Here is a 17,084-nt window from a genome sequence, read left to right on the forward strand (position 1 = left end):
TTGATCTCACCGCCGCCTGAGCGGCTCCTATCCAACCTCCGCCGCAGTGAGAAGGGCGTGGTTCATTGACCGCTTACGATTAAGCCGCTGGTATTGCGGCTCCCGGCAACTGAGTGCCACGATGGGGTTGCGAAGCTCCATCAACTCACTCTGAAGGGGAAGCCCCATGACGATTTAGTACGTTGGCGTCGATCTCGCCAAGAACGTATTCGCAGTCCACGGGGTGGACGAAGCCGGCAAGCCTGAGCTCGTACGCCCGAACGTCGCGCGTGCCAAGTTGCTCGAACTGATCGCGTCGCTGCCGCCCTGCATGATCGGCATGGAAGCGTGCTCAGGCGCACACCACTGGGCGCGCCAGTTCAAAAGCCATGGACACACAGTGCGGCTCATGGCGCCTAAATTCGTCAGCCCGTATCGACTTTCTGGCAAGCGCGGCAAGAATGACGCAGCCGACGCCGCAGCGATCTGCGAAGCAATGCAACGGCCGAACATGCGCTTCGTCCCGATCAAAAGCCTGGAGCAGCAATCGCAACTGAGTGTGCATCGCGTGTGCCAAGGATTCGTCGACCAGCGCACGGCAACCATCAACCGGATCCGCGGGTTGCTCAGCGAATTCGGTGTCGTGTTGCCGTTGAGGGCATCGACCGTGCGCAGCCAGGCCATGGCGTGCCTGGAAGATCTACCAGGATGGAGCAACACCGTCATCGGCGACTTACTCAGCGAGTTGACGCGGCTGGACGAGCGGATCGCGCTCTACGACCAGCACGTCGCGCAGATGGCGCGCGAAGATACCCGGGCCCAGCAACTCATGCGCTTGCGCGGGGTTGGACCAACCACCGCCACCGCGCTGCTGGCGATGATCGGTAACGGGCATGAGTTCAGATGTGGTCGTCAGTTTGCCGCTTGGCTCGGGTTGGTGCCCAGCCAGTACAGCTCGGGCGGAAAGGCACGGCTAGGGCACATCACGAAGGCTGGGGACCCGTACATGCGATCCTTACTGGTCTTGGGCGCCCGGGCGGTTCTCAACTCAGCCAAAAATAAAACTGATGCGATCAGCCAATGGGCCGCGGCGCTGGCCGAGCGCCGCGGCTACTGGCGTGCGATCGTGGCGATAGCTGCCAAGAATGCACGCATGGCGTGGGCAATAGTGTCCCGAGGGGAGCAGTTCACGATGCCGGCATGACCCAGTCACTAGAACATCCGAACCGAGGAACTGCAACGAACCGATTTCCACCGCCGCTTGACGGCTCGCAGTGATGAAGCAAGGTTGGACCTGCGCGGGGTGTGCCTGAGAAAAATACGGAGACGACAATCGCCGTTCTCGCTAATCGAATGAGGTTCCCGCGTGCGTCTCTCATCCGGGTCCGCAGCAACATGCGTGCTGCATCAATGACCGCTTGTAGTTCAGCCTGTCCGCACCTTGTCTACGCCCTCACGCCATGCTGCCCGGCCGATCGGTGTCGCATATCAAACCTTCAATGTCGACGCCCTTTTAAACGAGGGCCGTCAAGGTGAAGCATCGCTTGCATTCTGGGGATGCCCTTGTAGTATTTGTAGTTGCCGCCGAGCGCCGGCAAACATTGGACGGCGTGACACCGTTGAGCCAGATCGCGCCGAAGGAGTAGATTGGCGGCCCCATCCCCGTGGAGGAACCCGCCGTGTCGTTCGCCCAGCGCTTCATTGGCGCGGAGATCCTTCCCTCCAGGATGTCCGAGCTCGACGTGCAGCAGTTCTTTAGTCTGAGCAAGCGTCCGCCTGGGTATCCATCGGGATCGACTACCTATTCTTCAATCGCCTGACGGTGCGCTGGATGGCCGCTTCGTTCCGTGCATGCAGGTCGAAGTGCGCCATCGGTTGGAATGCCTCTACTCAATTTGAGTGATTCGCGAGACCAGCGGCTGTGGCCTAGTCCAGTTCGAGGACGGGCAAACCGGAGGCGTTGCGATGAACGATCGGTCGATGGGTTCGATCAACCTGGGGCGACGCAACACCCTGGCCGCGGTCGCTGCCTGCACGGCCGGCTTGTTGCTGCCGTCTACCGGCCGCGCCGCGGTCTGGGGCAGCATTCCGGCCACAGCCGGCGCGGTGTGGGCCACTCCACCCGACCTGCGCATCCTGGAGATCCACCTCTACGGTGGTCTATCCATGTGGGAGACGTTCTACGCCCGCGCTCCGGCCGCCTCCAACCGCTTTCGCGGCTTCGACGCCGAGGTGGCCGCCCTGCCCTTTGCCGGCTGCGACGCCGGGTTCACCGACCCGGCACCGTCGCCCTTCGCCACTGACGCCAACGGCCGCCCCGTCCATCTGGGCCCCGCGACCAGGCCGCTGTGGAAACCATCGATCCTCGACAAGATGCGCATCGTCGCGCTGGCGCACGAGTTCCAGCCGCACGAGGCCGCAATCCCGCTGACGATGACCGGCCAGCGCCTTGGTAACCCGAAGCTCGCCGGCTTGGGCGCCGCCATCCAGCACCACTTTGTCTCGCGCGACATCGATGTCGGCCCGCCGCCGCCGCGGCCGTATTCGTATGTGCTGTGGCCCGAGACCTTCAGCTTTCCGACCGACAACCTCCAAGCCTCGGCATCGATTGGCCTGCACCCGGCCTACTCGCGGCCGCTGGTGCTGAAGGTAGGGGCGGGCCTGCCTGGGTTCCTGAGTTCGCTCACCCGCAGCGGCATTCGCACCGACCGCGACGCGTTGCTGCGCCAGTACGTCGACCAGTACAGCGCCAGCTTGCGGCACAGCTCGATGCTCTCCACCACACCCCCGGGGCGCACCCGCTCGAAGGGGTTTGCCGCGTTCGAATCGAGCAGCGCGATGGTGTTCGGCGCGGCCTCGCTGCACGGCCTGCTTACGGCCGCTGGCTCCCCCGCGCCGCTGCCCCTGCCGAACGATCCAGCCTGTCCGGGCGGCAGCACCACGGCAACCTTCGAGAACATGCCTGGCCACGGCATCAAGCTTGCCGCCTACCTGCTGGCGCAGACCGGCACCAACGCACCGCGCTATGTGTGCGTGATCGACAAGGGCATGCAGACCGCCTCCGGCGGTGGCGCTTACGACACGCACGGCGGCGCGCATGCGAGCGTGACGAGCGTCAACCTGTTCAACATCTGCAAGACGCTGCGCCAGCTGATCGACGCGGGCACGCTGAACCTGGCCAGCACGATGGTGGTGCTGACCACCGAGTTCGGGCGCACGCCGGCGCGCACGGGCAGCGGCCGTGACCATTGGCCCGAAGGCTTCTGCCAGGTGCTGATCGGTGGGCCCGTGACACGCGGCGTGTCGGGCGCATTGCTCGACAGCAACTTTGCTGGCGTGTCCGCGGCCGACGACGGCCGCGCCGACCCGGCTCACCACTTCAAGCCTGCTGATCTGCGCGCTGCCATCCTGACCGCATGCGGAATCATGCCGTTCGAGAACGACGCCTACGCGGTTCCCGACATCAGCTTCTCGACTGCGGCATCGACGCACGGCGACCTGATGCGCGGGCTGAAGAGCCAGGTGCTAGGTGCATAGGGAACAAAGATCATGACCATCCTCACTGCTCGCGCCCGCTCCTGGCTCGGCGCGCTGCTGGTGGCTGCACTTGGCGGATGCAGCCCTAGTTGCTCGCTGTTCACCACCATTCCCAGCGACGACGCGGGTGACGCGTCGTTCGTGCGCCAGGCCGTTCCCAAGCTGCTGGGCCGCAAGGTGCGCGGGACCGAAGAGACTCGCATGCTTGTCGACGTGATCGCCGCCACTCCCAATGGGCGCGGCCGCGAAGAGGTCCTGGACGCTCTGATGCACGACCCCGAGTTCAGCAGCCACTGGCAGGAAAACCTCGCCGACATGCTGCGGGTCAACCGCAGCGGCGACAAGCAGCAGACAGGTTGCTACGGCGCACCGCTGCGTGCGAGCAGCGATGCCGCACTGGCGGACTTCCTGCTCGCGCGGCGAGCCGATCTCTCGGGCTTCGGCGGTGCGCCGCCGGCCGCCTTCAACATGAGCGACGTGCTTGCATCCTCGTTCGCGTCCGACAACCTGTTCCCAGCCTACTCGGCGCACTTGTTCGCGATGCAGAGCAAGCCGCTGCAAGGCGCCGAGGCGAACGAGGCGAACCGGCGCACCGACATGGCCGAAGGCTTCTCTCACATCTACCTTCGTCGGAAGAACGAGTGCATGCAGTGCCACAACAGTTCGTTCTCGACCACCGGACCGCAGACCTACTGGAAGCGCTCCTGGCCGGTGCTGGGCAAGTTCGAGAAGGCAGTGTTCGCGAACGAGCAGGGTGGCGCCCCAGGGCAGCTGTCGTCGTTGTTTCGCACCGGCGTATCTATCGGCGGCTCGGACGATCCGAGCAGCGCAGCGCCCCGCACGCCGTGGGGTTCGCTCACGGGATGCGGCTCGTTCCGCAGCGCCGCCGCGACAGTGGACACGCACGGGCCGGCGCCCCACCTCACGCAGGCGCTGCCGGTGGGCAGCTCGATCTGGACCGTGCAAAGCCTGCTCGACGACGGTCGCCGCAGCCTGGCGATGAACGGCTTGCTGCGCCGCAAGCCGAGCAGCTGCAATGTGTGCGGCACCCCAGCGTGCACCGGCGGCAGCGGACCGCCGCCGTTGCCGGAACCCGCCACGAGCAACGTCAAGACCTTGCTGACCAACAAGGGCTGCATGGGCTGCCACAGCGGCGGCACCGGCGCGGCCGGCGGCATGGACCTCGACGCGGCCAACTGGACCGCCAACGTCATCGACCAGCCCAGCCAGCGTGATCCCTCCGTGCTGCGTGTCGAGCGCGGCAACGCGGCGGCGAGCATGCTGTCGCGGAAGGTGCACGGCACAGCAGGGTCGGGCACGCGCATGCCGCCGGGCGGCCCGTATCTGAATGCCGCGGAGACGACGCAGATTGACAACTGGATCGCCGGCCTGCCGCCAGGTTCGTCGGCGATGGCGTGTGCCGTATGCACCACGGATGTGTGCACCGCAACCGCCAGTGAAGTCGATGGCCCGCCCGCACTCGCCTTCCTGATGGCCATGAGCGTGACCGACAACGTCTGGACCGAGACGATGGGCGCACCGCTGACGATCGCGAACAACTTCCCGCGCAGCCAGGCGCAATCGAACGTGCTGTGGTACCTGTCCGAGTACACCCTGGTGTCGAACGACTGGTCGCTGCGAGCCTTGCTCAAGCGCATGCTGCTGAGCGACTACTTCAACCGCAAGTCGCCGCAATCGACCAGCGCAGCCTCGCCCTACGACGAGCCCCTGGTGCTGGACCCGTGGACCGAAATCGACCCGCGGTTCCCGCCGGTGGCGCAAGCCGGCTGGACGGCCGCGTCGATGGCAGCGCCGGTGCTCGACCCGGCCTACAGCGCGTCGAGCCAGCCCGCGAGCCACAAGAATTCGATGGCCGAGGGCATCCATCGCTACAGCGCGCGGTCGCTCACCTACTCGATGCACGCCGCGCTCGGCTGGCCCGCGCCTAAGCGCTTCGCGGACGGCAGCTACCCAAGTGCGGAGCTCGCGAAGTCCATCGGCCAGTTCGTGCGCGACGCCGAGCCGGGTTTCCGCGACACCGACTTCCAGGGGCTGTTGACCTGGGAGGCGCAGCACAAGACCTGCACCAAGCAGTCGGGCGGGCCCGACTGGATCAACCGGCTGATCGACGCGGTGGTGGCCTTCAATGCCGCGAACCCGGGCGCGCCGATCCGCCTGCGCGACGCGGTGCTGACGATGAAGGACTGGCTCATCAACGACCCGCAGATCCGCGTGGATGCACTGGCGCAGGACGGCGGGCAGCTGGAGAAGGGGCTGCTTAACTCCTTCTTCGGCGTGGCCGACCTCGACACCGCGCTCGCGGACGTGTCCGACGCCACGGCGCGCAGCGCGCTCGAAGGCCAACTGCGCGAGTACTGCGGCGTGCTCGTGCAGTCACCGCAGTTCTGGCTGGCGGGCATCGCGCCCGGCGGGAGCCTCGGGCCAGCGCCGCGCCTGCGGGTGTGCAACGGCGCGCCCTGCACCTACCTGGAGATGTGCCAGCGACTCGCCGGCGGCATGACAAGCGCGGGCTCGGCTTTGCAGCTGAATTGCGCGGCCGGCAGCGTCACGGTGACCGACCGCCCGCAGCGTCGGCCGTGGCGCGAATGGGCGGCGATCTGCCCCGGCGGGCAATGCGCCTTTTGGCGCTTGCCCATCGAGCTGGACGCGTGCATTCGCAAGCTCGACGCGCACCTGTGCATGCCGCAGCAGCCGCCGCGCTTCGACATCGGCTGCCAGCGCATCGACTGTGGCGGTGGGCCACTGCCGCCGCTTGACCGGACCGGCCGCTTCGCTCCGGCGCTGATGCTGGGCTGGTTCGAAGGTGCCAAGGTCGAAGCGGTTAGCGGTGTTCGCCTGCTGCGCGCGGGCGAGCGTGCGCCGCTGCCGCAGCCCGGGAACGAGGCCCGTCAGGACGCCATGCCGTCGGGTTTCAAAGCGCTCGAGCAAGGAGCCACGCTGGCAGTCGGCGACGTGATCGAGATTCCGCGCGACGCAACGCTGTCGGTCGATACCGCCCGCGGTGCCTTCAAGACGCCGAAAGGCGGGCTGCCGATGGAGGATGGACAGCAGGCCTGGTACCTGATGGTCACCGGCCCCAGCGTGACCCGGGGGAATCACCAGGCGCCGCCGGAGCTTCGCTGGGGACTGTCGGTCCAGGACGAAGCCTTCATCCACGCCCAGCGTGCGCTGGTCATGGGCCTGGGGCCGCAGGAATTCAAAGGCAAGAGAGGCGCGTATGACGAAGCGGTGCGCAATTCGTCGCGGGTGGACGAAGCACCGGAATCGCCGAGGTAGCCGGGATCCGGGGTGTGGGGCTGCGCGACTTCGCTGCCTGCATGTGCCGCGGCACGGTGTGGATGGAGCACTCGCACAGCTTCCGAAAGCGCGACCGGTTACTCACACCGCCGGCTGCGGCGCCAGACGGCTTCCGTCGGCGTGTACAGCCACGTACTGGACCGCGCGCAGCCCCGTGCCCATCTCGCGACAGATCGGCGTCGCCATCGAAGGTCGTTCGACGGAAACGGCTCGAGACGTTCACCATGGAGAGCATCACATTCCTGGGTGTTGGCGCCGAAGTAATACTGACCCACTGGGGGTGTGCACTGCAACAAATCCCCGGCGGCACGACGGCTTGCCCAGATGGCCGGCCAGTGGCCGTCCCCGAGCCGATCTTTGCTGCACTGCACACCCCCAGGAATGTGATGCTCTCCATTTTCGCTCTCATCGTGTCATTCCGAACCGAAAGTACGATCACCCCGAGGCAGGGGTTACATGGACACGTCTTGCATTCTGTTGGGGCGACTTGACTACCGCAGCGCGAGAGCCCCAGCGCCGAGAGGCAGAATGCGGCTAGGAACGGACATTCCGTTTCCTCCGCTGATGAATATCATCCGGTCTCTCGGCCCCATGCCGCTTCAGGTCGCGAACGCAGCCAGTGACCAGCCGGTTCCGTGCGCGCAGGCAGGGCGCGCACAACGCCCTCTAGAGCCCCGTCTTGGTGGTCTTGCAGTTCTTCTGATCAGCGATCACGTCCGATAGATAGCTGACCGTACCCTCGCCTGCGACGCGATCAATTCTCAGATCGGCACGACCGGCTTCCTCTTGCCACTTGAACTCGGTGTCGGAGATCGTGCATGGCTGCCCGTTGCAAGTTCGTGCGTCCATGTCAATGCGGTTCGTTCTGTCGTCAAGCTGACCCAAGCGCTTGTGCCAATACTCACATTTCACTTCAAGCTTTTCGGCGCTCACCGTGGGCGTCCAGAATGCCAGCACTGCGACTGTCAACAAAACCTGAACGTTAGTCATTGAGGCCTCCTTGGCCAGAGTGCCCACGTTGGAGATGAGTCGGAATCGCTCGCTATTGCATTCCGTCTTTCTTCTTCGGTTACGCACTTGCGGAACGCCCGAACGGCGTCGTCGCCGCAGCCAACCGATCAGAAGAACTTGTCGCGTGTTTGTGGCCCCCACCACCTCCTGACCAGAGCTTGGTTGCCCGCTCGAGCGTTGTCAATACAGGTCGCCCGTCAGCGAACTCACGTCAGGTTGGGACCAGAGCTCTTCGCCAGCATGCGGCCAAAAGGCGACTCCACGGACCGAGGCGCCGGTTTCGAAGGTCCTCTTCGTGGTTCGAGAAATGTCTCTTCTGGGCCCTGTACGGCTGTACGGCCCGCTCCAAAGGGTGAGCAAGTACTCGTTTGGGCATCCCGGCGGCCGAGCTCGAATCCTGGGCACTGGGAGTCGTCCGGTGGCGCGCGTAATCGGTCTACTCCAACGCGGCGTTCCGGTACTCAGCCAACGTCGTGCGACGGAAATCGATCACTGGTACCAGCTTGTCGCCCGAATCAGGAAAGCGGGCACGAATGTTGGCTCCTTCGCGGACCCAACATCCGCGCGAAGTCGTGCCATCCCATGACGTCAGGTAGCAAAGTCGATAGGGCGTGACGCATTCTTCCTCGGCATCGGTCAACTGCAGCATGTGAAACACGCTTCCCTGCGCCAAGAACAAAACGCTGGGCTGCGTTTCGCAGCCGAGAACGAATGTGCAAGTGGCGACACATGCCACGACTGAAGATGCCTTCATACCTGGCTCCAGTCGACGTCGGGGAAAGATCGATTGAGCGCTTTAGTACTGGGCTAGTCAACCTCGACATGAGGAGCCACGCTGCATTCGATGGTCGGGATGCCGCCCTGGCTCCGTCAGCGCGTGAGCCAGCCGTTGATTTCGTCAATGACTTCGGTTTTGGCGCCGCCCGAGAGTGCCTACAACCGTATCCGCGACATCAGGTAAGTAAAACGAGCCTGCGCCAGATCACGCTGGGCGGAGACCTTTTGATGCTCCGCGTTCAACACATCAGGCAAGTTGCGGCTGCCAGCTTCCGTAGAGGAAAGTAAATCTGGTTCAACGGTAAAGGTAAATGTGGTTTGTCGCCTGTTGCGAAGTGCCGAGATAGCTCTAGGGGCCGCAGCCCTCGCATCATCCTGCGCAGCGGCGGTCTGTTGGACTTGATGCGAAGTCCCAAAATTGCTTCGCACGGATGCGAGGTACCAGATTTACTTCGCTTTGAGTGACAGTAAATGTGGGACCATCGGACGGGTTCCCAGAGGCAGGCTTGGCTTAGCGGCGGTACCAGATTTTCTTCTACGACGGCCGGCCGGCAACGATCCGGACGGCATGCCTGTGGGCGTGCGCAATGCCGCGAAGCTGCTGTGGGAGACGGCGCGCCGGGAGGCCGAGGAAGTCCAGCGCGGTGAGCTGGAATCGGTGCGCTCGGAGCTTCAGGTGCGGGAGGACGCGCTCGCCGAGGCCCAAGCAACGCTCGCGCAGCGCGAGGAAGCCTTCGCCCAGCCGCGAGTGAGCCTGGATGCGGCACTGGCCTCCTCGCAGCAGGCCCGCGAGGCGCTGGAGCGCCAACTCAAGGAGCACGCCCTCGAGGCACACCGGGTGCGCATCGGCCTGGACGAAGAAATCAAGCGGCTGACCGCCCTGCTCTCCCACGCGGCCGAAAACCAGGAACGGATGCGCCGGGAGCACGCCGAAGCGATGGCAGAGCGCGACCGGGATCTGCGCCAGGCCGAGGAGCGGCACGCCGGCCAAGAGCGGCGAATGCTGGCGGAGGTGGATCGGGCCAGGCAAACGGCCAAGACGCTGGAATCCGAGTTGGCCAGGGAGCAGCAGCGGCGTTCCAAAAGCGAGAAAGCGGCGGCAAAGCGACTGGAGGCAGAGCTGGAGAAGCTCCACCAGCTTCGGGAAGCGGCGCGGCAGGCCGAGGCCGGGCTTCGTGAGCAGCTAGCCTCCCAAGGCATCGACCTGGCGCAGGCGCGGACCCAGACAGAAGCGCTAGCGGCGAGCGTCGAAGCGCTCGAGGGCCGGATCGACGAGGAAAAGCCTCACACGAGAAAACGCGGCGAATGCTGGCCGAGGCCTTGATCAGCAAGGCGGCTGCGAAGGGCGATGCCTCCGTGCGTCGACGGCGGAAGCCTTGAGCGGGGGGCGGGAGAGGTTTTCGTCGTCGCTGATGGCGCCGGTGGAAGTTCCCCTGTACGGCGGGTTCGCTGCCAGCGCGCACTGTTCCGAATCGGTGCACGTCTGGAGTAGAACGTTCCGCCACTGATTTGCTGCAGTGCGCACCCCCAGCTTCTGGATGCTCTTCAAGGAAGCAATTGCCTGAACCAGAGGCCCGTCGTGACGCGCCGCATCGCGCTCCCCGACGTTGCCCTGGCGTGTCAAGTGCCCTGTAGACTCTTGCCCTCGTTGATAAGCAGGCGCTTGCCGACGGCATAGCGATAGATCCACTTCAATGCAACCGTCTCTGCGAGGCTCTCGGCTGCGTCCTCCGCAGCGCGGAGCTCCTCGGCCAGGCTCATGACGCGGTGGCGCGCAAGGCTATGGACGGTGCCCTCGAGGTTGGGGCCCAAGGCTGCAAGCTGATCTTTGGCGCGAACCAGATCAGCACGAATGACGGTGACGGGGCGGCGATCGTCTTCCATGTCGTTCTCCTTGTCTGACACTGAGTTGCAGCAACCTCAGATTGAGTTCTGTTTGATTGACAAAATGGCTCTCGCTTCGCCTTGAGCTGGCGGGCGGCACCGTCGGGCACTTCTCCGCCCAGCGACTCCGGTCGGTTTGCACGAGCTCATTTCGTGGGCAAGAGGCCACCACCACGTAACAGAGACCCCAGGTGCGTACTCGCCGCTCGCGATGGCCGAGAAGATGCGCTCGGCGATCTGGTCGGGCAGCGTCATCAGCTGGCGGGTGACGGGCTTGGCGCGCGCCGCCGACACTTCGGCTTCAGCGCCGTTGGTGCCGAGAGCATCCAGAATTTGGGGGTGTGCGGCGCAGCAGAAGTAGGCTTTAGGGATGGAGGCTGGGGCGCGATCTGGGCAAGAAGGCCCGCAGTTGAAGATTGCTGCAGTGCACACCCCCAGGAATGTGATGCTCTCCCCTTACGGCAGTGCCCACGGCGTGGTGCCGGCCGACGCCGCCGCCGCCTGGCTCGACGCGCTGCTCGCGCTGGACTGGAAACGCATGGAAGGGGCTGCGGCCGCCGCCGCGAACCTGGCCCGCCTGAGCGGTGATCGCGCGCGCGACCTGTCGCCCGACGTGCGCGAGCGTGTCATCACCCGGCTCGAGGCCCATCGGGCTGCGCCGGCCTGGATCGCCCGCGTGCGCGAGGTCGTACCGCTCGACGAAGCCGGCGAACGCGGCGTGTTCGGCGAGGCCTTGCCGCCAGGCCTGAAGCTGATCGCCTGAGCGCCGACGAGAAAAAGGGGGGCCGGTCTTTATCGGCCCCCCTCATCGGGAACGCGAGGCTCGAAGGATCAGTCTTCGATTTTTGCGAGCGAGGTTTCCGCCACAGTCTCGCTGACCTTGGTGACGTTGGCAACCACGGCGTCGGAGACTTGTTTCGATGCCTTGTTTGCGCCTTCATAGGCGTTATTCGCGGCAGCCACTGCGGACTTCGCCAGCGCCAGCATCGGCTCGAAGCCGGGGGCGTTGTTGAGGGCGCCATTGAGCGTGTCGAGGAACTTGGCTTGCACATCCGCCATCTGTGTCTCGAAGGCGGCATGCTGCGCGGCGCCCAGGGTGGTGAAGATTTCTTGCACCTGACGGCCATAGGCCAGCGCCTTCTGGGGAGCGGCTTGCAAAACGGCGGTTTGCAGTTCCATGAGTTCTGGCAAGCTCTTCGCTGACAGGGCACTCTGGCCACTCTCCTGGGCCTCGGCCAGCAGGGTCTTGATTGTCTGCAGGTTCAGTTTGGCCAGCTGTTCCGCGCCTTCGAAGGCCTGGCCGGTCAGGCCGAAGAGAGTGGCAACGGAGGCCTTGTTGGCAGCGGTGAATTTCTCTGGTTTCATGATTGGGCTTTCTCTGGGATTGAGGGTGGACCACGGTGCTTGCTGCACCGCAGCATGACGAAGTCTAGTTCGGGGGTCCACCGATGCAAGCGATGTTTGCTGCGGTGCAGCACATTAGAGGATGGAGCTTAGACGTCAATGGTTCGATAGCCTTAAGCTGGGCTTGGCGCTGTACATTGGCTTTGCCCTCATGCCCGGGCGGCCGCTGAACAGCGTGCGCGCAGTGCCCCCTGCCCTGGCCCCGTCCGTGAGCGCCAGGATCAAGGAGCCGGCGCGCACGCTCGAGGTGAGCTGCTTCCTGCGCTACTGCCTGCTCACGGCCACCGATCAACTCAACTTCATGTTCCAGCGCCGCGTGGCCGACCTGTGGCGCCACTGTGCCGACGGTGTTGCCGCCTCCGTGGATTGGACAAAGCAATACCAGGGCCTTCTGCAGCAGCTCTCCGAGCTCGCGTCCTATGACACTGTTCCCGATGCCGAACTTCGGTCACGTCTGCGCGAGATCGTCGTGGCCAAGCGCGCCCAGCATCGGCCGACGCTCCTTCCGCATGGCGGCACAGGAGGTCGTCGTCATCCAGATTCAGCAGGGTGCGGCACGCCATGGGTCGCAGCTCGTAGACCGAGCAGCGCCCCGCCCGCAGGTACGGACAAGGCGCGAGCGGACCCGCCTGCAGCTGACGTTCCATGGCAGCCAGGGACTCCATCGAGGTCTCGTCGGTGACGCGAATGCTGCGCCGTGGCGCACTCGGCACCCTGCTGCTGGCGCGGGCTAACAGCTGGGCCTCGACGAGCGAGATCGTCACCGGGATGTGGCAGCAGTGGCTGCAGCCCGTCCTGCATGCCGATACCGCTTTCATCGGCTTGGCCCAGGCCGAGGCCGCCCGCTGCAGCCAGATCACCCGTTGTGCCACGGTCTTTGCCTTTTGGGATGCCTTGGAGCAACGGCCCGGCACCGGCATCGGCAGCGAGGCTGGCCAGCTTGGACTGCGCGCGCTGCATGGCCAGCGGCAGGCGCTCGCGCTGCTGTTGAGCCAGGTTCGTTGTGGCAATGTCGGCCGTCATGTCAGGAGCTTACCGTCAGCCGCGGCAAAGAATTGCCAAGCGCTGCGCGGCGGATCACAAGGAGACCAACGGGACGCGCCTCATCGCAAGTGTGGTGCGATCGTGCACGTGCGCACCTCGGTGGGCGTGGCGGCGACGTCTCGCTGGATGTCGTCGCGCAAAAATCCCTGGCCTTGCTGCGGTGGGAACGAACAGGCTCGCCTCACCAACCCGCGCGAATCGATGTTCCTTGCCATTGAGCACAACCGACTTCACGTTCGCCCATACCCGGTATTCGTGGCCGCCGGCGACAGGCGTTGTTTGCAGGACCTTGAAAACCGGCGGCACGTCCACCGTGAAACCGATTCGCGCTGTGGCGCTGCGGGTCCTCACGCTGGACTCTGACGCACACGGGAATGCCCATGGCAGCGGGACCATGGCGAGGAGCAGCGTTCACGTCGGCACTCCTGCGGAGTTTCTTCGAAGCTGGCCCGCCCGAATCCCGGACGGCTATTTCAGGTCGCTCAACTCCATGAAGTTGCTCTCGATCCAGACCCGGCCCTCTTCGTTCAGCGCGAAGGTCAGCGCCTTCTCCTTGGAAAGCTTCTTTTCCTGAATGGCTCGGGAAAGCGGATTCTCGATGCCGAACTCACCGCGCCGGTGGTTGTAGACGTGCTCGGTCCCATCTTCGTCGCTGTAGATGTAGGAGACCGTGATGCCGTCCAGGTCGGCAAGAGGCTGCAGGAACGCGATGAACTCCGAGGCCGTGATGCCGTCGGCTCGGATGGCGTCCCAGTGCCTGAAGAGCGTCGACTTCGCCGCCATCGGTTCGCTCTGGGCGGCCACCGAGGCCTCTCGGATCTGACGGGCTTTGGCGACCATCGACTCTTGAGCGTTCGTGCCGCCGCTCTTGCGGAAGAAGTCGGCCACGGTGCCTGCAAACGTCCTGCCGTTCGCTAGGGCCCTGGGCCCGGATGGGCCGTCATCCAATTGATGGGGCTCTGTCTCGATTTCATCCATGCGTTTGCTCATTGCTCAAATCCCTCGTGTCCTCGTTCGTCCTCGACGACATCGTACGGTGGCGATCGACGATGTGTCCGCATTCTGGGGCTCCGTCCTACAGGCGAAACGTGCATATCTGACGAAGTTGGCATGGCCCCCGTTTGCAGGCATAGGAGGGCCTCATTGCGATATGAGGTCGAAAGTTTTCAAGCCGTGTGGAGTGGCCTACCGCCCGAGGCCCTTGATCCGAATAAATAGAAGAACGAGTTGAATTAACGGACATGGTCTGGCCAAGTCGCCGCATCGTGCATACGACGCGGGCTCATTGAAAGCCAGTTCCCGACGCAGCCCGCGTTCGTGGCGCGCAACGACGTGACCATGCCCTCGCTAGCGCACTTCGACGAACGTCACGTCCGTCCAGCCGAGCCGACGTGGCTGCCATCCCTGAATCGAGGCTGTTCAGGACGCGTGCGTGCCGCGAGTGTGAGTTCGCCGGCGAACCCGGCAGCAGTCCTTCGGGCCAATGGCTTGGTTGTCCAATGACTGCTGTTAGCGCACCTCGGGAATAGGCGGTCCCGGCCGACTACGGTAGTACGCGAGCATGGGCCCAAGGTCGGCAACCGCTGCGCTTTTGCCCTTGGCGGTGCGACGGTCATCGGCAGCAATGGGCCGAGGTTGTGTGGAAACTCCCTTGATGGTCGCCTGTATTGAGCCAACCCGTCTGAGCGAGGTGGCTGCCCGTGAAGCGTTTCATCGAAGGCGAAGACCGACAGCAGGTCACTCTGCTGCCAGAGTGCCTTGACGACTATATCGGCGAAGACAACCCGGTGCGAGTCGTCGATGCCTTTGTCGAGGAACGGACCTCTACGCATTGGGCTTCGAAGGCGTCGATCCGGCAGCCACCGGTCGGCCCTCCTACCATCCATCAGTCTTGCTGAAGCTCTACATCCACGGCTGCTACCTGAACCGCATCCAGTCGAGTATTACGGCGGAACGTCGAGGAACTGTCACTCGTGCCACTCGGGGAAGGCGGATCGGCCGCATCAGCTGGGTGAATAGTCCGGGTGCCATCCTGCACTTGGGCGGATTGTGCTGGCGTCTGCCGCTCTGTGGCACGGCCCCTTGCACCCGCGAGAGGTTTTTTGCGGCGTCAGGTGTCCGATTCGAATCTTGTCGAGAAGAGATCGGGAGCGGGAACTAGGGCCTGTTAACACAAACGAAGCCCGTCGGCGATCAGCGCGAAGCTGATGAAGCCAACGAACATCACGTCGAGCTTCTCGAAGCGGGAGAAGATGCGGCGATAGCCCTTCAGGCGCCGGAACAGTCGCTCCACCTCATTGCGGCGCTTGTACATCTCGCGGTCGTACTCCCAAGGTTCGACTCGCGTCTTCACAGGCGGCACGACGGGGATAAAGCCCAGATCGAGCGCGAGCTGCCGCGTCTCGTTGCCTTCGTAGGCGCGGTCCATGAGCAGATGAAGCGGCCGATCCGGCGCGCCCAGGCGGCTGAGCAGTGCGCGCCCGGCAGGTGCATCGTGCGCCTGGCCAGGCGACAAGGAAAACGTTACGGCCGTTCGAGCATCCGCGGCAACCATATGAATCTTGGTGCTCCACCCGCCTCTGGATTTGCCGATGGACTGGGGGCCGTTTTTTTTAGCGCCCCCGTGCCATCGGGATGCACCTTCACGATGGTGCTGTCCAGCGACACCGCCTCGATGCGGATGCGCACCACCTGGGCTCTTTGAAGCTCCTCGAATACACGGTCCAACACGCCGCTTTTGGACCAGCGGTTCATGCGCGTATAGATGGTGTGCCAGTTGCCGAAGCGCTTGGGCAGGCCGCGCCATTTGCAGCCGTGCTCGGCGACATACAGGATGGCGTTCAACACACTCAGATTCGACAGACTGACATTGCCGCGTTGCAGCGGCAAGCAGTGCTCGATCTGGGCAAACTGGGCTTGAGTGATCTCCATGCATGAAGTATCTCTCGTCATCCATGGTCAACTCAATTAGTGTTAACACGCCCTAGTCCCGGAATGCTGAACGCCTTCAATGCCGGTGCAATGCGATCGGACAGCTCTGGACCGCTCACCCATTCGTCCATGCGGAAGAACACGCCATCGAGCGTGACCGAAGCCGTGCGACTGCCATACAGGGCGTCGCCTTCGTGGTCGATGCCGACACGCAATCCGTCCTCTTCGCTCCGCAGAACGACCCACTCGACCGGGGGCCAACTGCGGACTTCCGCAGGGCCGAACATCTCCGGCGGCGATTGCAGGGTACAGGTTTGGCTGCTAGACTGGCATTAAAGCAAACCTTAACGGATACTGCAATATGGCGTTGAGAGCATCAGACATTGTTCCCATCAGCGAAGCGCGCGCCCGGCTCACCGAACTGGCCGAAGACGTGGTCGGCAGCGGCTCAGAGAAGGTGCTGACGAAGAACGGGGCGAGCTACGTTGCCTTGGTCGATGCGCGCCGGCTGGACTACTACCATGCCCTCGAGTCGGAGCACGCCAGCCTTGTGCTGGCTGAAGACGCCATCACCGGCCTGCGGCAGGCCTTGGCAGGACAGTTCGTGTCTGACGAGGAACTGGACCAGGCACTCGGCGTCGCATCGGCGCCGTGAGCATTCCCGTCAACGCAAGGGTTCGGGCGGTCCCGAACTTTCTGGTGTGCCTGCACGCTGCGCGTAGCTTCATGGAGGAACAGGACGCCGCTTCTGCGCCTGTGCGCTTCAAGAAATTGCAGGCTGAAGTGGTCAAAGCGCGGGCGCTTCTTTCATTCGCACCCACAAGCGGGCGACCTGCTCGATTCCTTGGTGCCAAGTCGGGCTGGGGGCAGTTTCAAGCTGAACAGGCAAGGCAAATTGCCCAGGCACTTGGCTTGCCCGAGTTGCGGGAGCTGGTGCTGGCTCGCCATGTCTTGCTATACGCACATTCTGAGGGAGACGTGGTATTGCTCTCAATGCGGCACGAGCGGGAGTTGGGCTACGGGTTGCCCAGGCCATCCACCTGACGAGCGCTGACGAAGACTTGGCCGCCGGCAGTCGGCCATTAGCAAGCCTTCTCCGCGTCGTTCCAATTTCAACGTTCATGACCACCGCCGTTCGACCTCTCTCCCGCGATGGTGCGGCTTCGTAAGCCAATCAGATGAAGAACTCAGGAGCCGGT

Annotated in this window: 14 protein-coding genes and 3 pseudogenes; 9 read left to right on the forward strand and 8 right to left on the reverse strand. The window is 64.1% G+C overall.

Annotated elements, in window-relative coordinates; translation table 11 throughout:
• Positions 1–181: 181 nt before the first annotated feature.
• From AC3A6X_RS33965 to AC3A6X_RS33975, 3 genes and pseudogenes are all read left to right on the forward strand, one after another.
• Positions 182–1,183, forward strand: a pseudogene (locus AC3A6X_RS33965) (IS110 family RNA-guided transposase); the annotation flags it as partial.
• 761 nt (positions 1,184–1,944) lie between these two features.
• A complete protein-coding gene (locus tag AC3A6X_RS33970) occupies positions 1,945–3,516 on the forward strand; it encodes a DUF1501 domain-containing protein (protein WP_487846295.1) in 1,572 nt (523 codons plus the stop codon).
• A gap of 12 nt (positions 3,517–3,528) precedes the next feature.
• Positions 3,529–6,813 carry a hypothetical protein gene (locus AC3A6X_RS33975; protein WP_487846296.1) on the forward strand — a complete coding sequence of 1,095 codons (3,285 nt, stop codon included), beginning with the start codon at positions 3,529–3,531 and terminating at the stop codon, positions 6,811–6,813.
• Between the two features lie 687 nt (positions 6,814–7,500).
• Here the strand turns inward: AC3A6X_RS33975 and AC3A6X_RS33980 are convergent.
• Together AC3A6X_RS33980 and AC3A6X_RS33985 are read right to left on the reverse strand one after the other, a co-directional pair.
• The gene (locus tag AC3A6X_RS33980) at positions 7,501–7,824 is read right to left on the reverse strand and encodes a hypothetical protein (RefSeq protein WP_487846297.1); all 324 of its coding nucleotides are present in this window, start codon (positions 7,822–7,824) and stop codon (positions 7,501–7,503) included.
• A gap of 457 nt (positions 7,825–8,281) precedes the next feature.
• Positions 8,282–8,599 carry a hypothetical protein gene (locus tag AC3A6X_RS33985; RefSeq protein WP_487846298.1) on the reverse strand — a complete coding sequence of 106 codons (318 nt, stop codon included), beginning with the start codon at positions 8,597–8,599 and terminating at the stop codon, positions 8,282–8,284.
• A gap of 591 nt (positions 8,600–9,190) precedes the next feature.
• Between AC3A6X_RS33985 and AC3A6X_RS33990 the strand changes: the two genes are divergently transcribed.
• On the forward strand, positions 9,191–9,946 hold the full coding sequence (locus tag AC3A6X_RS33990) for a hypothetical protein (RefSeq protein WP_487846299.1): 756 nt from the start codon (positions 9,191–9,193) through the stop codon (positions 9,944–9,946).
• Between the two features lie 296 nt (positions 9,947–10,242).
• Here the strand turns inward: AC3A6X_RS33990 and AC3A6X_RS33995 are convergent, their stop codons facing one another.
• The gene (locus AC3A6X_RS33995; protein ID WP_487846300.1) at positions 10,243–10,506 is read right to left on the reverse strand and encodes a hypothetical protein; all 264 of its coding nucleotides are present in this window, start codon (positions 10,504–10,506) and stop codon (positions 10,243–10,245) included.
• A 457-nt stretch (positions 10,507–10,963) separates the two neighbouring features.
• Between AC3A6X_RS33995 and AC3A6X_RS34000 the strand changes: the two are divergent.
• Positions 10,964–11,269: pseudogene (locus AC3A6X_RS34000) on the forward strand (Hsp70 family protein); the annotation flags it as partial.
• A 68-nt stretch (positions 11,270–11,337) separates the two neighbouring features.
• Here AC3A6X_RS34000 and phaP read toward each other — a convergent pair.
• Together phaP and AC3A6X_RS34010 are read right to left on the reverse strand one after the other, a co-directional pair.
• Positions 11,338–11,871: a TIGR01841 family phasin gene (gene phaP, locus AC3A6X_RS34005; RefSeq protein ID WP_487846301.1), complete on the reverse strand. Its 534-nt coding sequence runs from the start codon at positions 11,869–11,871 to the stop codon at positions 11,338–11,340.
• Positions 11,872–12,209: 338 nt separating this feature from the next.
• On the reverse strand, positions 12,210–12,674 hold the full coding sequence (locus AC3A6X_RS34010) for a hypothetical protein (RefSeq protein ID WP_487846302.1): 465 nt from the start codon (positions 12,672–12,674) through the stop codon (positions 12,210–12,212).
• Between AC3A6X_RS34010 and AC3A6X_RS34015 the strand changes: the two genes are divergently transcribed.
• Positions 12,556–13,317, forward strand: coding sequence for a hypothetical protein (locus AC3A6X_RS34015; protein WP_487846355.1), 762 nt, complete (start codon positions 12,556–12,558; stop codon positions 13,315–13,317). The genes AC3A6X_RS34010 and AC3A6X_RS34015 overlap by 119 nt on opposite strands.
• 105 nt (positions 13,318–13,422) lie before the next feature.
• Here the strand turns inward: AC3A6X_RS34015 and AC3A6X_RS34020 are convergent, their stop codons facing one another.
• Positions 13,423–13,932 (reverse strand): hypothetical protein, encoded by a 510-nt coding sequence (locus AC3A6X_RS34020; RefSeq protein ID WP_487846303.1) that lies wholly within the window; start codon positions 13,930–13,932, stop codon positions 13,423–13,425.
• 722 nt (positions 13,933–14,654) lie between these two features.
• Between AC3A6X_RS34020 and AC3A6X_RS34025 the strand changes: the two are divergent.
• A pseudogene (locus AC3A6X_RS34025) lies at positions 14,655–14,911 on the forward strand (transposase); the annotation flags it as partial.
• Positions 14,912–15,121: 210 nt separating this feature from the next.
• Here the strand turns inward: AC3A6X_RS34025 and AC3A6X_RS34030 are convergent.
• Both AC3A6X_RS34030 and AC3A6X_RS34035 read right to left on the reverse strand, forming a co-directional pair.
• A protein-coding gene (locus AC3A6X_RS34030; protein ID WP_487845368.1) for an IS5 family transposase occupies positions 15,122–15,885 on the reverse strand; the annotation gives its coding sequence in 2 pieces (ribosomal slippage) (positions 15,122–15,570 and positions 15,570–15,885; 765 coding nt in all).
• 32 nt (positions 15,886–15,917) lie between these two features.
• Entirely contained in the window at positions 15,918–16,100 is a 183-nt protein-coding gene (locus AC3A6X_RS34035) for a hypothetical protein (protein WP_487846304.1), read from the reverse strand.
• Positions 16,101–16,246: 146 nt separating this feature from the next.
• Here AC3A6X_RS34035 and AC3A6X_RS34040 point away from each other — a divergent pair, with 146 nt between their 5' ends.
• Positions 16,247–16,540, forward strand: coding sequence for a type II toxin-antitoxin system Phd/YefM family antitoxin (locus tag AC3A6X_RS34040; RefSeq protein ID WP_487846305.1), 294 nt, complete (start codon positions 16,247–16,249; stop codon positions 16,538–16,540).
• Entirely contained in the window at positions 16,537–16,929 is a 393-nt protein-coding gene (locus AC3A6X_RS34045) for a hypothetical protein (protein WP_487846306.1), read from the forward strand. Before AC3A6X_RS34040 ends, AC3A6X_RS34045 begins: the two co-directional genes overlap by 4 nt.
• Positions 16,930–17,084: the final 155 nt, after the last annotated feature.

It is taken from the genome of Variovorax sp. Soil_C_12 (assembly GCF_057657375.1).